Source organism: Streptomyces sp. NPDC000983, assembly GCF_040299205.1.
In the GTDB taxonomy this organism is placed as follows: Bacteria; Actinomycetota; Actinomycetes; order Streptomycetales; family Streptomycetaceae; genus Streptomyces.
The window spans coordinates 171354-187750 of record NZ_JBEPBM010000003.1 but is presented as its reverse complement, the minus strand read 5'-3'; the positions used below and the strand labels follow the sequence as shown (position 1 = coordinate 187750).

Genomic DNA, 16397 nt, shown 5'->3' with positions numbered 1-16397 from the left:
GAGCACCCTTGACAGGCCTGTTGGTCTGGGCCAAGCTCCGGGTACTGGTCTACACCATTGGTCCAGGTCCCGGCCCCACGTGACGCGGGGGAGCCAGGGGGGTTTCGTGGGCATCCCTGAGGAGGGTGGCGTGAAGCGCAAGCTCATATCCGCGATCGGTGTCGCGGCAATGATGGTCTCCATCGCGGCGTGCGGGAGCGACGACGGCAGCGACGAGGGCGGCAAGGCCGGCGCGGACGGGTACGCGGGCCAGACCCTCACCGTCTGGGTGATGGACGGTTCCTCCCCCGACCAGTGGCAGAAGGACGTCGCCGCCGCCTTCGAGAAGAAGACCAAGGCGAAGGTCAAGTTCGAGGTCCAGCAGTGGAACGGCATCCAGCAGAAGCTGACCACCGCCCTGTCGGAGGAGAACCCGCCGGACGTCTTCGAGATCGGCAACACCCAGACCCCGGCCTACGCCAAGACCGGCGGCCTCGCCGACCTGGCCGACCTCAAGACCGAGATCGGCGGGGACTGGACCGAGTCCCTCAACAACTCCTCGGTCTTCGAGGGCAAGCAGTACGCGGCGCCCTGGTACTTCGCCAACCGTGTCGTCCTCTACAACAAGAGCATCTGGGCCGAGGCGGGCATCAAGGACACCCCCAAGACCCGGGACGAGTTCTACGACGACCTGAAGACCATCGGCGAGAAGACCGACGCCGAGCCGATCTACCTGCCCGGCCAGAACTGGTACCACTTCGTCGGCCTCACCATCGGTGAGGGCGCCGAGCTGGTCAAGAAGGACGGCGACAAGTACGTCTCCAACCTGGCCGACCCCAAGGTCGCCGCCGCCATGGAGACCTACAAGAAGTTCCAGGCCCTGTCCGAGGCCCCCAAGGACAAGGACGAGGCCACCCCGCAGCAGGGTGAGGTCTTCGGCAAGGGCAAGGTCGGCGCCTTCATCGGCATGGGCTGGGAAGCCGGCATCGCCATCGAGGCCAACAAGAAGATCGAGAAGGAGATCGGCTACTTCACCATCCCCGGTGCCACGGCCGACAAGCCCGAGGGCGTCTTCCTCGGCGGCTCCAACCTCGCCGTCGCCGCGGGCAGCAAGAAGCAGGAGCTGGCCAAGGAGTTCCTGCGGATCGCCCTCTCCGACGAGCACGAGGGCCAGCTCGCCAAGCTCAACGGCGTCATCCCCAACAAGGAGTCGCTGCAGAGCAACCTCGCGGGCAACGTCGTCGCCGAGGCCGCCGCTCCGGCCGCCGCGGGCGGTGGCACCACGCCGCTGATCGCGGAGTGGGCCGCGGTGGAGAACGCGCCCAACCCGATCAAGACCTACATGACCGCCGTGCTGAACGGCAAGTCCCCGGCCGAGGCTGCCGCCCAGGTCGAGGAAGAGTTCAACAAGCGCCTGTCGCAGCAGCAGTAGGCGCACTCGGGTGGGGGCCGCTCGCGCGGCCCCCTTCCCGCGTTCAGGTAGGTCGAGGAGGAAGAGAACGCGAGCATGACCGTGCAGACCGAACGGCCGCCCACAGGCCCGGCGGACGTCCGCAAGGACCCCTCGGGATCCGGCGGGCCCACCCCGAGAGCCGCCTCCCGCATCGGCGCGCTCGCCCCGTACCTCCTGCTGCTGCCGGCCTGCGCGGCCTCCGTGCTGCTGCTCGGCTGGCCGCTGCTGAAGGACGCGCTGCTGTCCTTCCAGAACCTCAACATGGCGCAGCTGATCCAGCACGTCACCGAGTGGAACGGCGTCGACAACTACACCGAGGTCCTCGGCAGCGAGGACTTCTGGCGCGTCACCCTGCGCTCGATCCTGTTCACGGCGGTCAACGTCGCCCTGACCATGATCTTCGGAGCCCTCGTCGGCCTGCTCCTCGCCCGCCTCGGCAAGCGGATGCGGTTCACGCTGATGATCGGCCTGGTGCTGGCCTGGGCCATGCCCGTGGTCGCCGCCACCACCGTCTACCAGTGGCTCTTCGCCCAGCGCTTCGGCGTCGTCAACTGGGTGCTGGACAAGCTCGGCTGGCACTCCATGGCCGACTACAGCTGGACCAGCGACCAGATGTCCACGTTCTTCGTGGTCACGATGCTGATCGTGTGGATGTCGATCCCCTTCGTGGCGATCAACCTCTACGCGGCCACCACCACCATCCCCGCCGAGCTCTACGAGGCCGCCTCCCTCGACGGCGCCGGCGCCTGGAAGAGCTTCGCCACGGTCACCTTCCCGTTCCTGCGGCCCTTCCTCTACGCGACCACGTTCCTCGAAGTCATCTGGATCTTCAAGGCGTTCGTGCAGGTCTACACGTTCAACCAGGGCGGCCCCGACCGCCTCACCGAGATCCTGCCGGTCTACGCCTACATCGAGGGCGTCGGCAACCAGCACTACGGCATGGGCGCCGCGATCGCCCTGCTGACCATCCTGATCCTGCTCGGCCTCACCGCCTACTACCTGCGGATCGTGCTCAAGCAAGAGAAGGAAGAGGAGGCCGGGCTGTGAAGCGCTCGCTCTTCGGCCGCATCTGGCCCAACGCCACGGCCGTCGTCCTGTTCATCGGGTTCGTCTTCCCCGTGTACTGGATGTTCGCCACGGCCTTCAAGCCGACCGGCGACATCATCTCCGAGGACCCCGTCTGGTTCCCGACCGACGTCACCCTCGAACACTTCAAGACGGCCACCGGGGTCGACAACTTCTGGACCCTGGTCACCAACTCCCTGACCGTGACGGTCTGCGCGGTCCTCTTCTCCCTCGCCATCTCGCTGGCCGGCGCCTTCGCCCTGGCGCGCATGCGGTTCAAGGGGCGCCGCGGCTTCATCATCGGCTTCATGCTGGCCCAGATGGCGCCCTGGGAAGTCATGATCATCGCGATGTACATGATCGTCCGGGACGCCGAGATGCTCAACAGCCTCGTCCCGCTGACGGCCTTCTACACGATGATGATCCTCCCCTTCACCATCCTCACCCTGCGCGGATTCGTCGCCGCGGTCCCGGCCGAGCTGGAGGAGGCGGCGATGGTCGACGGCTGCACCCGGATGCAGGCCTTCCGCCGGGTCATCCTGCCGCTGCTCGCCCCCGGTCTGATGGCCACCTCGCTGTTCGGCTTCATCACCGCCTGGAACGAGTTCGCCCTCGTCCTGGTCCTGAACAAGGACGCCGAGGCGCAGACCCTGCCGCTGTGGCTGACCAGCTTCCGCACCGTCTTCGGCGACGACTGGGGCGCGACCATGGCGGCCTCCTCCCTCTTCGCCGTCCCGATCCTCATCCTCTTCGTCTTCCTCCAGCGCCGCGCGGTCAGCGGACTGACCGACGGCGCCGTGAAGGGATAACGCCACCCGATGACGACATTCGCCAGCGACACCCTGACGCGGGACGCCCTCACCGTCCTCCAGCCCGGCTTCCCGGGCACCACCGCCCCCGACTGGCTGCTGCGCCGGATCGGGGAGGGCCTCGCCTCGGTCGGCCTGTTCGGACGGAACATCGCCACTCCCGAACAGGTGGCCGCGCTCACCGCCCAACTGCGCGCCGAACGCGAGGACGTCCTCGTCGCCATCGACGAGGAGGGCGGCGACGTCACCCGCCTGGAGGTCCGCACCGGCTCCTCCTTCCCCGGCAACCACGCCCTCGGCGCCGTGGACGACGTCGACCTCACCCGCGAGGTCGCCCATGAACTCGGCCGCCGCCTCGCCGCCTGCGGGGTCAACTTCAACTGGGCGCCGTCCGCCGACGTCAACTCCAACCCGGACAACCCGGTCATCGGGGTCCGCTCCTTCGGCGCCGACACCGGCCTCGCGGCCCGGCACACCGCCGCCTACGTCACCGGCCTCCAGGCCGCGGGCGTGGCCGCCTGCACCAAGCACTTCCCCGGCCACGGCGACACCGCGATCGACTCCCACGAGGCGATGCCCCGGATCGAGGTCGGCCTCGACGTGCTGACCGAGCGTGAACTGGTGCCGTTCCGCGCGGCCATAGCCGCCGGCTCGCGCGCCGTCATGACGGCCCACATCCTGGTCCCGGCCCTGGACGCCGGCCTCCCGGCCACACTCTCCCGCCCCATCCTCACCGACCTGCTGCGCGGCGAACTCGGCTACGACGGCCTGATCGTCACCGACGGCATGGAGATGCAGGCCATCGCCGCCACCTACGGCATCGAACGCGGCAGCGTCCTCGCCCTGGCGGCCGGCGCCGACGCGATCTGCGTGGGCGGCGGGCTCAACGACGAGCAGACCGTACGCCGCCTGTGCGACGCCCTGGTCGCCGCGGTCCGCGCCGGTGAACTCGCCGAGGAGCGCCTGGCGCAGGCCGCGGAACGGGTCCGTGCCCTGGCCCGCTGGACGGTGGACGCGGCCCCTGCCGGGGACCCGGTCCGCTCCGACATCGGCCTGGTGGCCGCCCGCCGAGCCGTGCGGGTGACCCGCACCGAGGCCCACACCCCGCTGACCGAGCCGCCCTACGTGCTCGCGCTCAGCCCCGTGGCCAACATCGCGGTGGGCGACGAGACCCCGTGGGGCGTGGGCGCCGAACTGGCCGAACTGCTCCCCGGCACCGAGGCGGCCCACTGCACCGACGAGTCCGCCGCCCTCGCCGCCCTGGAGGCGGCCGGCGACCGCCGGATCGTCGCGGTGGTCCGCGACGAGCACCGCCACGCCTGGATGTCCCGGACCCTGGACACCCTGCTGGACAAGCGCCCGGACACGGTCGTGGTCGAGATGGGCGTGCCCCAGTCGGAGCCGAGGGGCGCCCTCCACCTGGCCACCCACGGCGCGGCCCGGGTCTGCGGCCGGGCGGCCGCGGAGATCATCGCCGGCTCGCGGGGCTGACGACGACGAAGGCGCCGGTCACGCCCTCCTCGGAGGGCGTGACCGGCGCCTTTCGCGCGTCCGGCTCAGATGCCCTGCCAGGCAGGCTTGTTGGCGAAGGTGTGGCGGAAGTAGTCCCCGAGCTTCAGCTTGGAGGCGGCGGCCTCGTCCACCACGACCGTGGCGTGCGGGTGCAGTTGCAACGCCGAGGCGGGGCACACCGCCGCGACCGGCCCCTCCACGGTCGCCGCGACGGCGTCGGCCTTGCCCTCACCCGTCGCCAGCAGCACCAGATGCCGTGCTTCGAGGATCGTGCCGATCCCCTGGGTGATCACATGGTGCGGCACCTGCGCGATGTCCCCGTCGAAGAAGCGCGCGTTGTCCACCCGCGTCTGCTCGGTCAGGGTCTTGATCCGGGTACGGGAGGCCAGCGAGGAACACGGCTCGTTGAACCCGATGTGCCCGTCGGTCCCGATGCCGAGCAACTGGAGGTCCACGCCCCCGGCCCCGGCCAGCGCCGCGTCGTACGCCTCGCACGCCGCTTGGACGTCCTCGGCGGTCCCGTCCGGGCCCATGAAGGCCGACATGCCGACCCCGAGCGGCTCCAGCACCTCGCGCCGCAGCACCGAGCGGTAGGACTCCGGGTGTTCGGCCGGCAGGCCCACGTACTCGTCGAGCTGCGCGATCCGCGCCCGGGAGGCGTCCACCGCACCGGAGCGCACCTTCGCCGACAGCGCCTCGTAGATGGGCAGCGGCGTCGACCCGGTGGCGACGCCCAGCAGGGCGTCGGGCTTGCGCACCAGGAGCTGTGCCATGGCCTCGGCGATGAGCTCGCCACCCGCCTTGGCGTCCGGAACGATGACAACTTCCACGCTGGGCCTGCCGATCTGGAGAGGGGACTCAACCGGTACCCGAGAGGGCTATGTGGTTTAGACCAATCTAACAGAGGAGGGCCCTCCCTCCCAGGTGGACGCGGGCGCCGCGGACGCCTTCGCGCACCCCTCACGGGCGATGATTCCCCCCGTCCGGCACACCCCGCTACTGGAGGCTCAGCAGCGCACCTCCCGTCGCGTCCAGGTGCTGACCGGTGACCCAGCGGGAGTCCGGCGAGGCGAGGAAGGCCACCACGTCGGCGACCTCGGCGGGCGTCCCCACCCGCCCGAAGACCGAGACCGACTCGGCGTGCGCCCGCAGTCCGGGATCGGCCAGGACGGCGCCGGTGAGGTCGGTGTCGACGAAGCCGGGCGCGACCGAGTTGGCCGTGATGCCGCGCGGCGCCAGCTCGACCGCGAGGGAGCGGGTCAGTGCCGTGACCGCGCCCTTGGCCATGTGGGTCGCGGCGATGGCGGGTATGCCGGCCTCGGTCGCCGCGGTGACATTGACGATCCGGCCGTGGTCGCGCAGCCGGGACAGGCCCTCGCGGACGATGAAGAACGGCGCCCTGGCGTTGAGCGCGTGCGTCCGCTCGTAGAGCTCCTCGTCCGTCTCGCCGACGGTCGCGAAGAAGGCCGCCCCCGCGTTGTTCACCAGGATGTCCACGCCCTGCGCATGCCGGTCGAAGGCGTCCCACAGGGTCCGTGCGTCCCCCGCGACCCCCAGCTCGGCGCGGATCGCGAAGGCCCTGCCCCCGGCCGCCTCGATCGCGGCCACCGTCTCCTTCGCCGCCGCCTCGTTGCTGCCGTAGTGCACGGCCACCCGGGCGCCGTCCCGCGCCAGCCGCTCGGCCACAGCCCGTCCGATGCCCCTGCTCGCCCCCGTGACCAGCGCCGTCCTGCCCGTGAGCACGCCCATGCCACACCCCTCCCCATTCGCTATCGATCGCTACAGAAATAAGCTACTGCGCGGGACGGACCGTTTTCTAGTGCTCGCTATAAAATGCACTCCATGGTGAGCACCGAGGGCGCCCAGCCCACCGCCGGCCGTCGCGGCCGCCCCCGCTCCTTCGACCGCGCGACCGCCCTGGAGAAGGCCGTCATGGCCTTCTGGGAGAACGGCTACGAGGCCACCTCCGTCTCCGACCTCACCCGGATCATGGGCATCGGCGCCCCCAGCCTCTACGCAGCCTTCGGGGACAAGCGGGCCCTGTTCGACGAGGCCGTGGCCGAGTACGGCAGGCGGTACGCGGCCTTCGGTGAGCGCGCCCTGGCCGAGGAGCCCACCGCCCGCGCCGCCGTGCACCGCATCCTGCGCGAGGCCGCCGTCCGGTACACCTCCCCCGACCGCCCGCACGGCTGCCTCTACGCCCACGCGGCCACCAACTGCACCAGCCCCGAGGTGGGGGAGTCCCTGCGCGACCGGCGCAACGCCGGCATCACCGCGGTCGAGGACAGGATCCGGGCGGACGTCGCCGCCGGCGTCCTCCCCGAGGGCACCGACGCCGGCGCACTGGCCCGCTGCACGGGCGCGATCGTCCAGGGCATGTCCCAACAGGCGCGCGACGGCGCGAGCCGGGCGGAACTGGAGGCGCTCGCGGAAATTGCCCTGTCCATCTGGCCCCGCACATGAACCCGCAAGGGTTAGGCTGCGTGGTGAATGCTGGGAAGTCCGAGTAGTTGGCGAGGCCGCCCCGCAGGATCCGTCACCACCACGTACACCCTCCGACGCATGGACACACCGAGTGGTCTAGTCCACAATGGTCAAGAAGAGTCCATGTGATACGAGGACGCGGACTTCCGCCTTCCCCGCACAGGAAGGCGGACCGAGGAACCGGTGCTCTCTGCCCTGACTGCTCCGGATCCTCATCCTTCGGCCGACCGGGACCGCACACCCCACGGCCGTTGTTGCTCCGGGCTGCGGTGCCGGGAGGGTTGAGGGTCCCTCTCAGGCGCCGCGGCCCGCGGGTGTTTCCGGCACCGTTTCAGAGCCGTACAAACCGCCAGGTACGCTCGCACCCGTGCCCTCCATGAACGAGCTGGTCCACCAGCACACCGCCCTCGACGAGTCCGACCTCGAGTGGCTCCATCTGCTGGTCTCGGAGTGGCAGCTGCTCTCCGACCTCTCCTTCGCCGACCTCGTCCTGTGGGTCCCCACCAGCGACGGCACCCGGTATGTGTCGGTGGCCCAGATGCGGCCCAACACCGGCCCCACCTCCTACCAGGACGACATGGTCGGCCATCTCGTCCCGCGCGGCCGCCGCCCCATGCTGGACGCCGCCCTCGACGAGGGCCGCATCGTGCGCGAGGGCGACCCCGAGTGGCGCGAGGAGGTCCCGGTCCGCGTCGAGTCGATCCCCGTCCGCCGGGACGGCCGGGTCCTCGGCGTCATCGCCCGCAACACCAACCTGCTCACCGTGCGCACCCCGAGCCGCCTGGAACTGACCTACCTCCAGAGCGCCTCGGACCTCGCCCAGATGATCGCGGCCGGCTCCTTCCCGTTCGCGAACCAGCAGGTCGACATGGACGCCTCGCCCCGGGTCGGCGACGGCCTGATCCGGGTGGACGCGGACGGCGTCGTCCAGTACGCCTCCCCGAACGCCCTGTCCGCCTACCACCGCCTCGGCCTTGCCGCCGACCTGGTCGGACACCACCTGGGCCAGACCACCGCCGAACTCGCCCCGACCCACGGGCCGGTGGACGAGGCGCTCGCCAAGGTGGCCAGCGGCTGGGCGCCCCGGGAGTTCGAGATCGAGTCGGACGACGGCGTGATCCAGTTCCGCGCGATCCCGCTCAAGCCCAAGGGCACCCGCATCGGCTCCCTGGTCCTGCTCCGCGACGTGACCGAACTGCGCCGTCGCGAACGTGAGTTGATCACCAAGGACGCCACCATCCGGGAGATCCACCACCGGGTGAAGAACAACCTCCAGACGGTCGCCGCGCTGCTGCGCCTCCAGGCCCGGCGCATCGAGTCCGACCGTGGCCGGGAAGCGCTCGAAGAGGCGGTCCGCCGGGTCGGCTCGATCGCGATCGTGCACGAGACGCTCTCCCAGAACCTCGACGAGCGCGTGGAGTTCGACGAGATCGCCGACCGGGTGCTGGCGATGGTCGCCGAGATCTCGCCCGGCAAGGTCACCGGCCGGCGCACCGGACGCTTCGGCATCCTCGACGCCGAGGTCGCCACCCCGCTCTCCATGGTCCTGACCGAGGTGCTGCAGAACGCCCTGGAACACGGCTTCCGCCAGGGCGAGACCGGAACCGTCGAGGTCTCGGCGGTCCGCGGCGGCACCACCAAGGAGGCCCGCCTGCTGGTCACCGTCCAGGACGACGGCGTGGGCCTGCCCGAGGGATTCGACCCGCGCACCGCGGGCAACCTGGGCCTGCAGATCGTACGGACCCTGGTCGAGGGGGAGTTGGGCGGCTCGTTCGACATGGTCCGGGCGCCGGAGCGCGGCACCCAGGTCATCCTGGACATTCCGGTGCGGGGGCACAAATAGCCGCGGGGCGGTGATGGAGGGGCGCGGCCCGTGCATTCGGGCCGCGGAAATCGACCCCGTGCGCCGGACCCGAAAAGCAATGAGCCCCGAACCTCTTCGGTCCGGGGCTCAAAGCTCGTGCGATGGGGGTACCCCCACGCCCTTTGGGGCTCAGGGGGAGCATCGATCGGGGGTACTGCGCGCTGCGGCTCGGGGGCGGGAGATGCGTACTCGCTGTACGCGCCGCCAAGCTCAGGCGGGGTGGGTGTGTCAGGCAGATGCCTGACGGGCCCGGTTGCGGGCGGCACGGCGCTTCATCGCGCGACGCTCGTCCTCGCTGAGACCACCCCAGACGCCGGAGTCCTGACCGGACTCGAGCGCCCACTGCAGGCACTGCTCCATAACCGGGCAGCGACGGCAGACGGCCTTGGCTTCCTCGATCTGCAGCAGCGCAGGACCGGTGTTGCCGATGGGGAAGAAGAGCTCGGGGTCTTCCTCGCGGCAAACGGCGTTGTGACGCCAGTCCATGGCTGCTACCTCTCCTTGGTATTACGTGCGGGTTGCTTGTGAATGTGAACGCTTTCACGAATCCCTCAACAAGTGAAGGGCCGCCCGTCAGGTTTCCCTGCCGTGGTCCTGTGAGTTGAAGAGGGGTTCCGGTGATCTGTGGGAGCCGGTGTTGCGGGCTGTCCCGATCGCCACGTAGAGACTCGCAAACCTCAGCGGCGGATACAACCCCTTCTGGAAAGTTTTTTTTGATTCCTCGGTGTCGACTAGGTCACAGCCGTACTTCCATGGGGTGGACCGTGGTCTAAACGTTCGAGTGAAAGGACTTTGGCGCCTTCTGCTCACACAATCACACGCAGTGCACGGCGTACGCCTGTGAACGTCACGCTCGTACGCAGTCCAAGGTGATCGCCGTCCATCTGAAGGGGCAGCGGGACCTTCGAATGCAAGGTGAACTGGTCAAGGTCGTGCAGTGAGGCGGCATGCCTGCCGTGCGGTCCCCGCTCGGGGGACGAAGTGAGCAACTGGGTCGCATACCGGGCAACCGCGACCGTGGACATCCGGCTGAGCCCGAGTACGTCGAGCCCCGTATCGAACGAGGCCTTAGGCGAGGCGTACACCGGGCGATTGCCCAGATAGGTCCACGGAGCGGTGTTGCAGACTATGGAAAGCACCAAATCGGTCACCGGGTCGGCGCCGGGCCGCTCCAGCGTGATCGTGCCGTGCCGCCGGTGCGGCTCCTGGAGGAACTGGCGCAGGGCCTGACGCATATAGAGGGCGTGCGTGGACTTCCGGCCCCGCTCCCGCTGCTGCTCGACCCGGCCGACGACTCCCGCGTCGAAGCCGAGCCCCGCGCAGAAGGTGAACCACCTGGACGGCACCCCTTCGTCCTCGGTGCCCGGCGTCCCGGCGGCGATACCCATGCCGACCGTCCGCTCGCTCTCCCGGCTCAGCGCGTCCAGCAGCGCGCCGGTGGCCTCGACCGCGTCGTTGGGCAGGCCCAGCGCACGGGCGAAGACATTGGTCGACCCGCCGGGGACCACCGCGAGCCGCGGCAGCCGCTCGGGGTCGGGGCCGGCGTGCAGCAGACCGTTCACGACCTCGTTGACCGTGCCGTCACCGCCGAGGGCGACCACCAGATCGATGTCGTCGCTCTCCGCCGCCTGCCGGCCGAGGTCGCGGGCGTGGCCGCGGTACTCGGTCGTGATCGCGTCCAGCTTCATCTCGCTGGCGAGTGCATGGATCAGGACATCGCGCGTACGTGCGCTTGTGGTGGTTGCCGCCGGATTGACCACGAGAAGTGCACGCATGGATGGCAGGGTACCTACTGGGGGGTACCGATCCCACACCGAGCCGGGGATTCAATAGGAGAATCGGCGAGTGAACCTCGCCACGGGCGTCCACGAGGTGCCCCGGGTGCCCGGGGGAGCGGACCCGGCGACGGCTACCCTTCAGGGGTGAGTGCTGAGCAGACCCCCGCCCCGGAAGCCGGACCCCGCCCGCGGCGGCTGACCTACGCGGCGGCGCTCGCCGCGCTGGAAGGGCTCGCCCTGGTGGCCGGCGGGATCTGGATCCTCGTCCTGGGCCTGACCGGCGACCCCGACGACCGGCAGCAGGCCGTCACCGGCGGTGTGACGCTGGCCGTGCTCGCGCTGCTGCCGCTGCTGGCCGCCCGCGGACTGCTCGCCCGGCGCAGCTGGTCCCGCGGCCCGGCCGTGATCACCCAGATCCTGGCGCTGCCCGTGGCCTACAACCTGCTCCAGGCCGACAGCATGGCGATCCCGGCCGGGATCGCCCTCGCCGTGGTGGCGGTGACCGCGCTGGTGCTGCTGGTCAACGCCGAGACGACCCGGGCCCTCGGGATCCGGGGGCCCGGCGGCGCCCAGCAGTAGCGCGCCTCACTCCTCCACGAGGAGCTTCTCCCGCAGCTGGGCCAGGGTGCGCGCCAGCAGGCGGGAGACGTGCATCTGGGAGATGCCGACCTCCTGCGCGATCTGCGACTGGGTCATGTTGCCGAAGAACCGCAGCAGCAGGATGCGCTTCTCGCGCGGCGGCAGGTCCTCCAGCAGCGGCTTGAGGGACTCGCGGTACTCGACGCCCTCCAGCGCCTCGTCCTCCGCCCCGAGGGTGTCCGCCACGGCCGGCGACTCGTCGTCGGTGTCGGGGACGTCCAGCGACAGCGTGGAGTACGCGTTGGCGGACTCCAGGCCCTCCAGGACCTCCTCCTCCGAGATGGCCAGCTTCTCGGCCAGCTCGTGGACCGTGGGGGAGCGGCCGTGCAGCTGGGACAGCTCCGCGGTGGCCGTGGTCAGCGCCAGCCGCAGCTCCTGGAGCCGCCGCGGTACGCGCACCGCCCAGCCCTTGTCGCGGAAGTGCCGCTTGATCTCGCCGACGACCGTGGGGGTCGCGTAGGTGGAGAACTCCACCCCGCGCTCCGGGTCGAAGCGGTCGACGGACTTGATCAGACCGATGGTGGCGACCTGGGTGAGGTCGTCCAGCGGTTCACCGCGGTTGCGGAAGCGGCGGGCGAGGTGCTCGACGAGCGGCAGGTGCATCCGGACCAGCTTGTTGCGCAGCTCCGCGTACTCCGGGCTGCCGTCCTTCAGCTGTCGCAGCTCGATGAACAGGGCGCGCGCGCCGGTGCGGTCGTGGGCCGGCGTGTGCACCGGCGTCTCGCGCCGCGGTGCTTCGTGCGTCTCCTGCTGTGGTGCCTCGCGCTGCGGTGTCTCGTGCCGCGTGGCCGGCGCGGCCTGATCGTCGTCTCGCTCGTGCTCGCTCATCGTCCCGCCCGTCGCCCTCTGTCGAGCCCTTGTCTCAGCCCGGCCGGGGGTGCCCCCGATCCGCCTCTGCCGAGGCGATTCCTGCACGGCGGTGTCCGGGAAGCCCGCCCGCGCGGTGGCCGCGTCGTCCTCAGGGTGCGGCCTGGCCTGCTCGGGAATGCCGTCGACGCCTTCCGTCACATGCCCGGAACCGCCCGGAGCGGCCGCGTCGTCGGTCCCGGCCGGCAGCTCCCGTGTGCCGCGCTCCTCGTCCCGCACCGGCCCGTCCCCGTCCTTCACGCCGGCCCGGGTCCCGCGCCGCGCTGTTTGTAGAGGCTGATCGAAACGGTCCTGTCGTCGTCCACGGCCGAGGAGACCTTGCCCGCCAGCGCGGACAGCACGGTCCAGGCGAAGGTGTCCCGTGACGGTGCGTGACCGTCGGTGGTCGGCGCGGAGACGGTGACCTCCAGTGAGTCGTCGACGAGCCGGAATACGCAGCTGAGCACCGAGCCGGGCACGGCCTGCTGGAGCAGGATCGCGCAGGCCTCGTCCACCGCGATGCGCAGGTCCTCGATCTCGTCGAGGGTGAAGTCCAAACGGGCCGCGAGGCCGGCAGTCGCCGTACGCAGCACCGACAGGTAGGCACCCGCAGCCGGCAGCCGGACTTCCACGAAGTCCTGGGTCGCGGGCTCGCCTGCGATCTGGGACACCCTCACCTCCAAGGTGGTACAAGCTTTTCGGGGCCGAGGGTCGCCCCCCGGGGTAACGCGATGTGTGTTCAGCGGTGACGCTACCGCGCTCCGAACTTTCCTGTCCCCGGGACCCCAACCCCCCGCTGTCACTCATAGTAAACCTACGGATACGCTCCGTGGCTAGGGGTTCGGCGGGCCCAAATGGGAAGAGCGCGCGCCGGGTTGACGTACCCAGACGTCAGACGGTCGAACCGTCCTGATCCGGAGTCGTGCCGGTCACACCAGGACGTGGTCCAGGAAGCACCAGCGCCAGGCCTCTCCGGGCTCGAAGGTCCGTATCACCGGATGTCCCGACTCCTTGTGGTGCAAGGTGGCGTGCCGTCCCGGCGAGGAGTCGCAGCAGCCGACGTGACCGCAGGTGAGGCAGAGCCGCAGCTGTACCGGATGGGTTCCGTCCGCCAGGCACTCGGGACACGTCTCGGTGAGCGGGACGGGCTCCGGGTGCGGCAGCGCGTCGGCGTGCGTGCACTGTTTCATGATTGCCAGGTTACGACGGGTGCGCGGAAGGCCGCGCGGAAAAACGAGGGTGGGCGAACGGTGATGATCGAGGGCGGGCGAGGTCCATGGACGTGATGCCGCTGCTGTTGTTGGTGGCGGGCAGCGCCGCGATCGCCGCGGGGGCCCGGTGGACGCCGGTCCCGGCACCGCTGCTGCTGGTCGCCGCGGGTCTGGCGGTGTCGTACGTGCCCGGGGTGCCCGAGTACACGCTCGACCCGCACGTCGTGCTGCCGTTGATCCTTCCGCCGCTGCTGCACACCGCGGCCACCGACAGCTCCTATCTGGATCTGAGGGCCCAACTGCGGCCCGTGGCACTGCTGTCGGTCGGATACGTGCTGTTCGCGACCTTCGCGGTGGGCTGGGCCGCCTATCTGCTGATCCCCGGGCTGCCGTTGACCGCGGCGCTGGTGCTGGGCGCGGTGGTGGCGCCGCCCGACGCGGTCGCGGCCACCGCCGTCGCCCGCCGGGTGGGGCTGCCGTCCCGGATCACCACGATCCTCCAGGGCGAGTCCCTGGTGAACGACGCGACCGCGATCACCGCCTACCGGGTCGCCCTCGCGGCGGCCGTCGGCGAGGGCGCCACCTGGGCCGGCGGGATCGGCGAGTTCCTGCTCGCGGCGTTCGGCGGCATCGGTATCGGCCTGGTGCTGATGGTGCCGATCCACTGGCTGCGCACCCATGTGAAGGAGACGCTGTTCCAGAACACGCTGTCGCTGCTGATCCCGTTCGTCGCCTACGCGGTCGCCGAACAGGTGCACGCCTCCGGTGTCCTCGCGGTGGTCGTCGTCGCGCTCTGGCTGGGACACCGCGCGTGGGAGGTCGACTTCGCCACCCGGCTCCAGGAGGAGGCCGTGTGGAAGATGGTCGCCTTCGTCCTGGAGTCGGCGGTCTTCGCCCTCATCGGGCTCCAGCTGCCGGTCGTCCTCAAGGGCCTCGGCGCGTACGAGGGGGGCGAGGCCGCCTGGTACGCGCTGGCCATCTTCCTGGTGGTCGTCGTCTCGCGGTTCGTGTGGGTGTATCCGGCCACCTTCCTGCCGTGGATGCTGTCGGCGCGGATCCGGGAACGGGAGGAGAACCCGACCTGGAAGGGCCCGTTCATCATCGCCTGGGCCGGGATGCGGGGCGTGGTCTCGCTGGCCATCGCCTTCTCCATCCCGCTCACCGTGCACGGCGGCGAGGAGTTCCCCGAGCGCAACCTGATCCTGTTCCTGACCTTCACCACGGTGATCGGCACCCTCGTCGTGCAGGGCGTCACCCTGCCGCCGCTGATCCGCCTGCTGAAGCTGCCGGGCCGTGACGTGCAGGCCGAGACCCTCGCCGAGGCCAACGCCCAGGCGCAGGCGTCACGGGCCGCCGAACGGCGGCTGGACGAACTCCTCACCGACGAGCGCAACACCCTGCCCCAACCGCTCGCCGACCGCCTGCGCACGGTCCTGGAACGCCGGCGCAACGCCGTCTGGGAGCGCCTCGGCCAGGTCAACCCGGTCACCGGCGAGACCGTCGACGACACCTACCGGCGCCTGTCCCGCGAGATGATCGGCGCCGAACGCGAGGTGTTCGTCAGACTCCGCGACGGCCGCTACATCGACGACGAGATGCTCCGCACCCTGCTCCGCCGCCTGGACCTGGAGGAGGCCGCGGCGTTCCGCGAGGCGGAGTGAGGGGTCAGGCGAAGGGGCCTGGGGGAACGGGCGGCCGGTCACCACGGCCGCGACCGTCGTGCCCTGCGGGAAGGCGCCCTCCCCGGCCAGGGTGAGCAGGCAGAACAGCAGTTTGGCGACGTACACCCGTTCCACGGGGACGCCGTGGCGCTGCTCGAAGTCGTCGGCGAAGGCGTCGAGTTCGGGCGTGCTGCGGGCGTAGCCGCCGCAGTGGAAGCGGTCGTCGAGGGTCCAGGTGCCCCGACGGCCGCCGAAGGCCTCGTGTTGCAGGTCCTGTATGTCGCCGGCGAGGAAACCGCCCTTGAGGACCGGGACGCCCAGGGCGCGCTGGCCGGGGGCGAGTCCGGCGGCGAGGCCCGCGAGGGTGCCGCCGGTGCCGCAGGCGAGGGCGACGAGGTCGGCGTGGCCGCGGAGTTCCGCGCCGAGGTCCCGGCAGCCGCGCACGGCGAGGGCGTTGCTGCCGCCCTCCGGGACGACGTGGGCTCCCTCGGCGTCCGCCGCGCGCAGCACCGCGGCCAGGACGTCCGGTTCGGCCTTGCGGCGGTACGTCGCCCGGTCGACGAAGTGCAGGCGCATGCCGTCCGCCGCACACCGGGCCAGGGAGTCGTTGAGCGGGCGGTCGGCGAGTTCCTGGCCCCGGACCACGCCTGTCGTGGGGAGGCCGAGGAGCCGCCCGGCGGCGGCCGTGGCCCGCAGATGGTTGGAGTAGGCGCCGCCGAAGGTGAGCACGGGCCGACCGGCCGCGGCGGTGAGGTTCGGGGCGAGCTTGCGCCACTTGTTGCCGATGAGTTCCGGGTGGATCAGGTCGTCCCGCTTCAGGAGCAGCCGGACGCCACGGCGTGCGAACCGGTCGTCGACGAGTTCCTGGAGCGGCGAGGGGAGCCGGGGCCGGAGGGCGTCGAGGCTGGTCACCGCACCATTGTCGCCCGGCGCGGGACAAGCGTGCGAGCGGTCCGGACCCCGGAGGGGAGCCGGGACCACGACCCCGGGCGGAACCGGCACGGTGGACAAACGCGGCGCATCTGCCCAGTCCACCGTGATCCATTCCCGCTCTTTCGTGTAATAGCACCGGCACGCTCCGTGAGGAAGGCTTGGT

15 protein-coding genes and 1 pseudogene are annotated in these 16397 nt (G+C 70.6%); 8 read left to right on the top strand and 8 right to left on the bottom strand.

The features are described 5' to 3' along the window. Positions 1-130 precede the first annotated feature (130 nt). From ABT296_RS04890 to ABT296_RS04875, 4 genes are all read left to right on the top strand, one after another. Positions 131-1411 (top strand): extracellular solute-binding protein, encoded by a 1281-nt coding sequence (locus ABT296_RS04890; RefSeq protein ID WP_351923247.1) that lies wholly within the window; start codon positions 131-133, stop codon positions 1409-1411. A 75-nt stretch (positions 1412-1486) separates the two neighbouring features. Next, positions 1487-2479, top strand: a complete 993-nt coding sequence (locus tag ABT296_RS04885) for a carbohydrate ABC transporter permease (protein ID WP_351923246.1) — start codon at positions 1487-1489, stop codon at positions 2477-2479. Further along, the gene (locus ABT296_RS04880; RefSeq protein WP_351923245.1) at positions 2476-3306 is read left to right on the top strand and encodes a carbohydrate ABC transporter permease; all 831 of its coding nucleotides are present in this window, start codon (positions 2476-2478) and stop codon (positions 3304-3306) included. The genes ABT296_RS04885 and ABT296_RS04880 overlap by 4 nt, the downstream gene beginning before the upstream one ends. Positions 3307-3315: 9 nt before the next feature. Further along, positions 3316-4797 (top strand): glycoside hydrolase family 3 protein, encoded by a 1482-nt coding sequence (locus ABT296_RS04875; RefSeq protein ID WP_351923242.1) that lies wholly within the window; start codon positions 3316-3318, stop codon positions 4795-4797. Positions 4798-4862: 65 nt separating this feature from the next. Here the strand turns inward: ABT296_RS04875 and nagB are convergent, their stop codons facing one another. Together nagB and ABT296_RS04865 are read right to left on the bottom strand one after the other, a co-directional pair. Then, positions 4863-5648 (bottom strand): glucosamine-6-phosphate deaminase, encoded by a 786-nt coding sequence (gene nagB, locus ABT296_RS04870; RefSeq protein WP_351923240.1) that lies wholly within the window; start codon positions 5646-5648, stop codon positions 4863-4865. A gap of 166 nt (positions 5649-5814) precedes the next feature. Further along, positions 5815-6567, bottom strand: coding sequence for an SDR family oxidoreductase (locus ABT296_RS04865; protein ID WP_351923238.1), 753 nt, complete (start codon positions 6565-6567; stop codon positions 5815-5817). Positions 6568-6651: 84 nt separating this feature from the next. On the opposite strand from ABT296_RS04865, the gene ABT296_RS04860 reads away from it, so the two are divergent. Continuing rightward, entirely contained in the window at positions 6652-7281 is a 630-nt protein-coding gene (locus ABT296_RS04860; RefSeq protein WP_351923236.1) for a TetR/AcrR family transcriptional regulator, read from the top strand. Positions 7282-7678: 397 nt separating this feature from the next. Beyond that, the gene (locus tag ABT296_RS04855) at positions 7679-9145 is read left to right on the top strand and encodes a sensor histidine kinase (RefSeq protein ID WP_351923569.1); all 1467 of its coding nucleotides are present in this window, start codon (positions 7679-7681) and stop codon (positions 9143-9145) included. Positions 9146-9394: 249 nt separating this feature from the next. Here ABT296_RS04855 and ABT296_RS04850 read toward each other — a convergent pair whose 3' ends face one another. Beyond that, the gene (locus ABT296_RS04850) at positions 9395-9652 is read right to left on the bottom strand and encodes a WhiB family transcriptional regulator (RefSeq protein WP_016639615.1); all 258 of its coding nucleotides are present in this window, start codon (positions 9650-9652) and stop codon (positions 9395-9397) included. Between the two features lie 320 nt (positions 9653-9972). Further along, a complete protein-coding gene (locus tag ABT296_RS04845; protein ID WP_351923234.1) occupies positions 9973-10941 on the bottom strand; it encodes a diacylglycerol/lipid kinase family protein in 969 nt (322 codons plus the stop codon). A 147-nt stretch (positions 10942-11088) separates the two neighbouring features. On the opposite strand from ABT296_RS04845, the gene ABT296_RS04840 reads away from it, so the two are divergent. After that, positions 11089-11523, top strand: a complete 435-nt coding sequence (locus ABT296_RS04840) for a hypothetical protein (RefSeq protein WP_351923232.1) — start codon at positions 11089-11091, stop codon at positions 11521-11523. Positions 11524-11529: 6 nt separating this feature from the next. On the opposite strand, the gene ABT296_RS04835 is transcribed toward ABT296_RS04840, so the two are convergent. The 3 genes from ABT296_RS04835 to ABT296_RS04825 form a co-directional block, all read right to left on the bottom strand. After that, positions 11530-12669 (bottom strand): RNA polymerase sigma factor SigF, encoded by a 1140-nt coding sequence (locus tag ABT296_RS04835; protein WP_453166335.1) that lies wholly within the window; start codon positions 12667-12669, stop codon positions 11530-11532. A gap of 17 nt (positions 12670-12686) precedes the next feature. Beyond that, positions 12687-13100 carry an ATP-binding protein gene (locus tag ABT296_RS04830; RefSeq protein WP_351923228.1) on the bottom strand — a complete coding sequence of 138 codons (414 nt, stop codon included), beginning with the start codon at positions 13098-13100 and terminating at the stop codon, positions 12687-12689. Between the two features lie 258 nt (positions 13101-13358). After that, the gene (locus ABT296_RS04825) at positions 13359-13619 is read right to left on the bottom strand and encodes a UBP-type zinc finger domain-containing protein (RefSeq protein WP_351923226.1); all 261 of its coding nucleotides are present in this window, start codon (positions 13617-13619) and stop codon (positions 13359-13361) included. 86 nt (positions 13620-13705) lie between these two features. On the opposite strand from ABT296_RS04825, the gene ABT296_RS04820 reads away from it, so the two are divergent. Further along, entirely contained in the window at positions 13706-15301 is a 1596-nt protein-coding gene (locus ABT296_RS04820) for a Na+/H+ antiporter (protein ID WP_351923224.1), read from the top strand. 21 nt (positions 15302-15322) lie between these two features. Here the strand turns inward: ABT296_RS04820 and ABT296_RS04815 are convergent. Continuing rightward, positions 15323-16213: pseudogene (locus ABT296_RS04815) on the bottom strand (1-aminocyclopropane-1-carboxylate deaminase/D-cysteine desulfhydrase); the annotation flags it as partial. Positions 16214-16397: the final 184 nt, after the last annotated feature.

Excerpts from the sequence above, each read along its gene's own strand:
- ABT296_RS04865 (WP_351923238.1), bottom strand. The coding sequence starts at position 6,567 with ATGGGCGTGCTCACGGGCAGGACGGCGCTGGTCACGGGGGCGAGCAGG.
- ABT296_RS04845 (WP_351923234.1), bottom strand. The coding sequence starts at position 10,941 with ATGCGTGCACTTCTCGTGGTCAATCCGGCGGCAACCACCACAAGCGCA.
- ABT296_RS04820 (WP_351923224.1), top strand. The coding sequence starts at position 13,706 with ATGGACGTGATGCCGCTGCTGTTGTTGGTGGCGGGCAGCGCCGCGATC.
- ABT296_RS04855 (WP_351923569.1), top strand. The coding sequence starts at position 7,679 with ATGAACGAGCTGGTCCACCAGCACACCGCCCTCGACGAGTCCGACCTC.
- ABT296_RS04825 (WP_351923226.1), bottom strand. The coding sequence starts at position 13,619 with ATGAAACAGTGCACGCACGCCGACGCGCTGCCGCACCCGGAGCCCGTC.
- ABT296_RS04860 (WP_351923236.1), top strand. The coding sequence starts at position 6,652 with ATGCACTCCATGGTGAGCACCGAGGGCGCCCAGCCCACCGCCGGCCGT.
- ABT296_RS04885 (WP_351923246.1), top strand. The coding sequence starts at position 1,487 with ATGACCGTGCAGACCGAACGGCCGCCCACAGGCCCGGCGGACGTCCGC.
- ABT296_RS04875 (WP_351923242.1), top strand. The coding sequence starts at position 3,316 with ATGACGACATTCGCCAGCGACACCCTGACGCGGGACGCCCTCACCGTC.
- ABT296_RS04850 (WP_016639615.1), bottom strand. The coding sequence starts at position 9,652 with ATGGACTGGCGTCACAACGCCGTTTGCCGCGAGGAAGACCCCGAGCTC.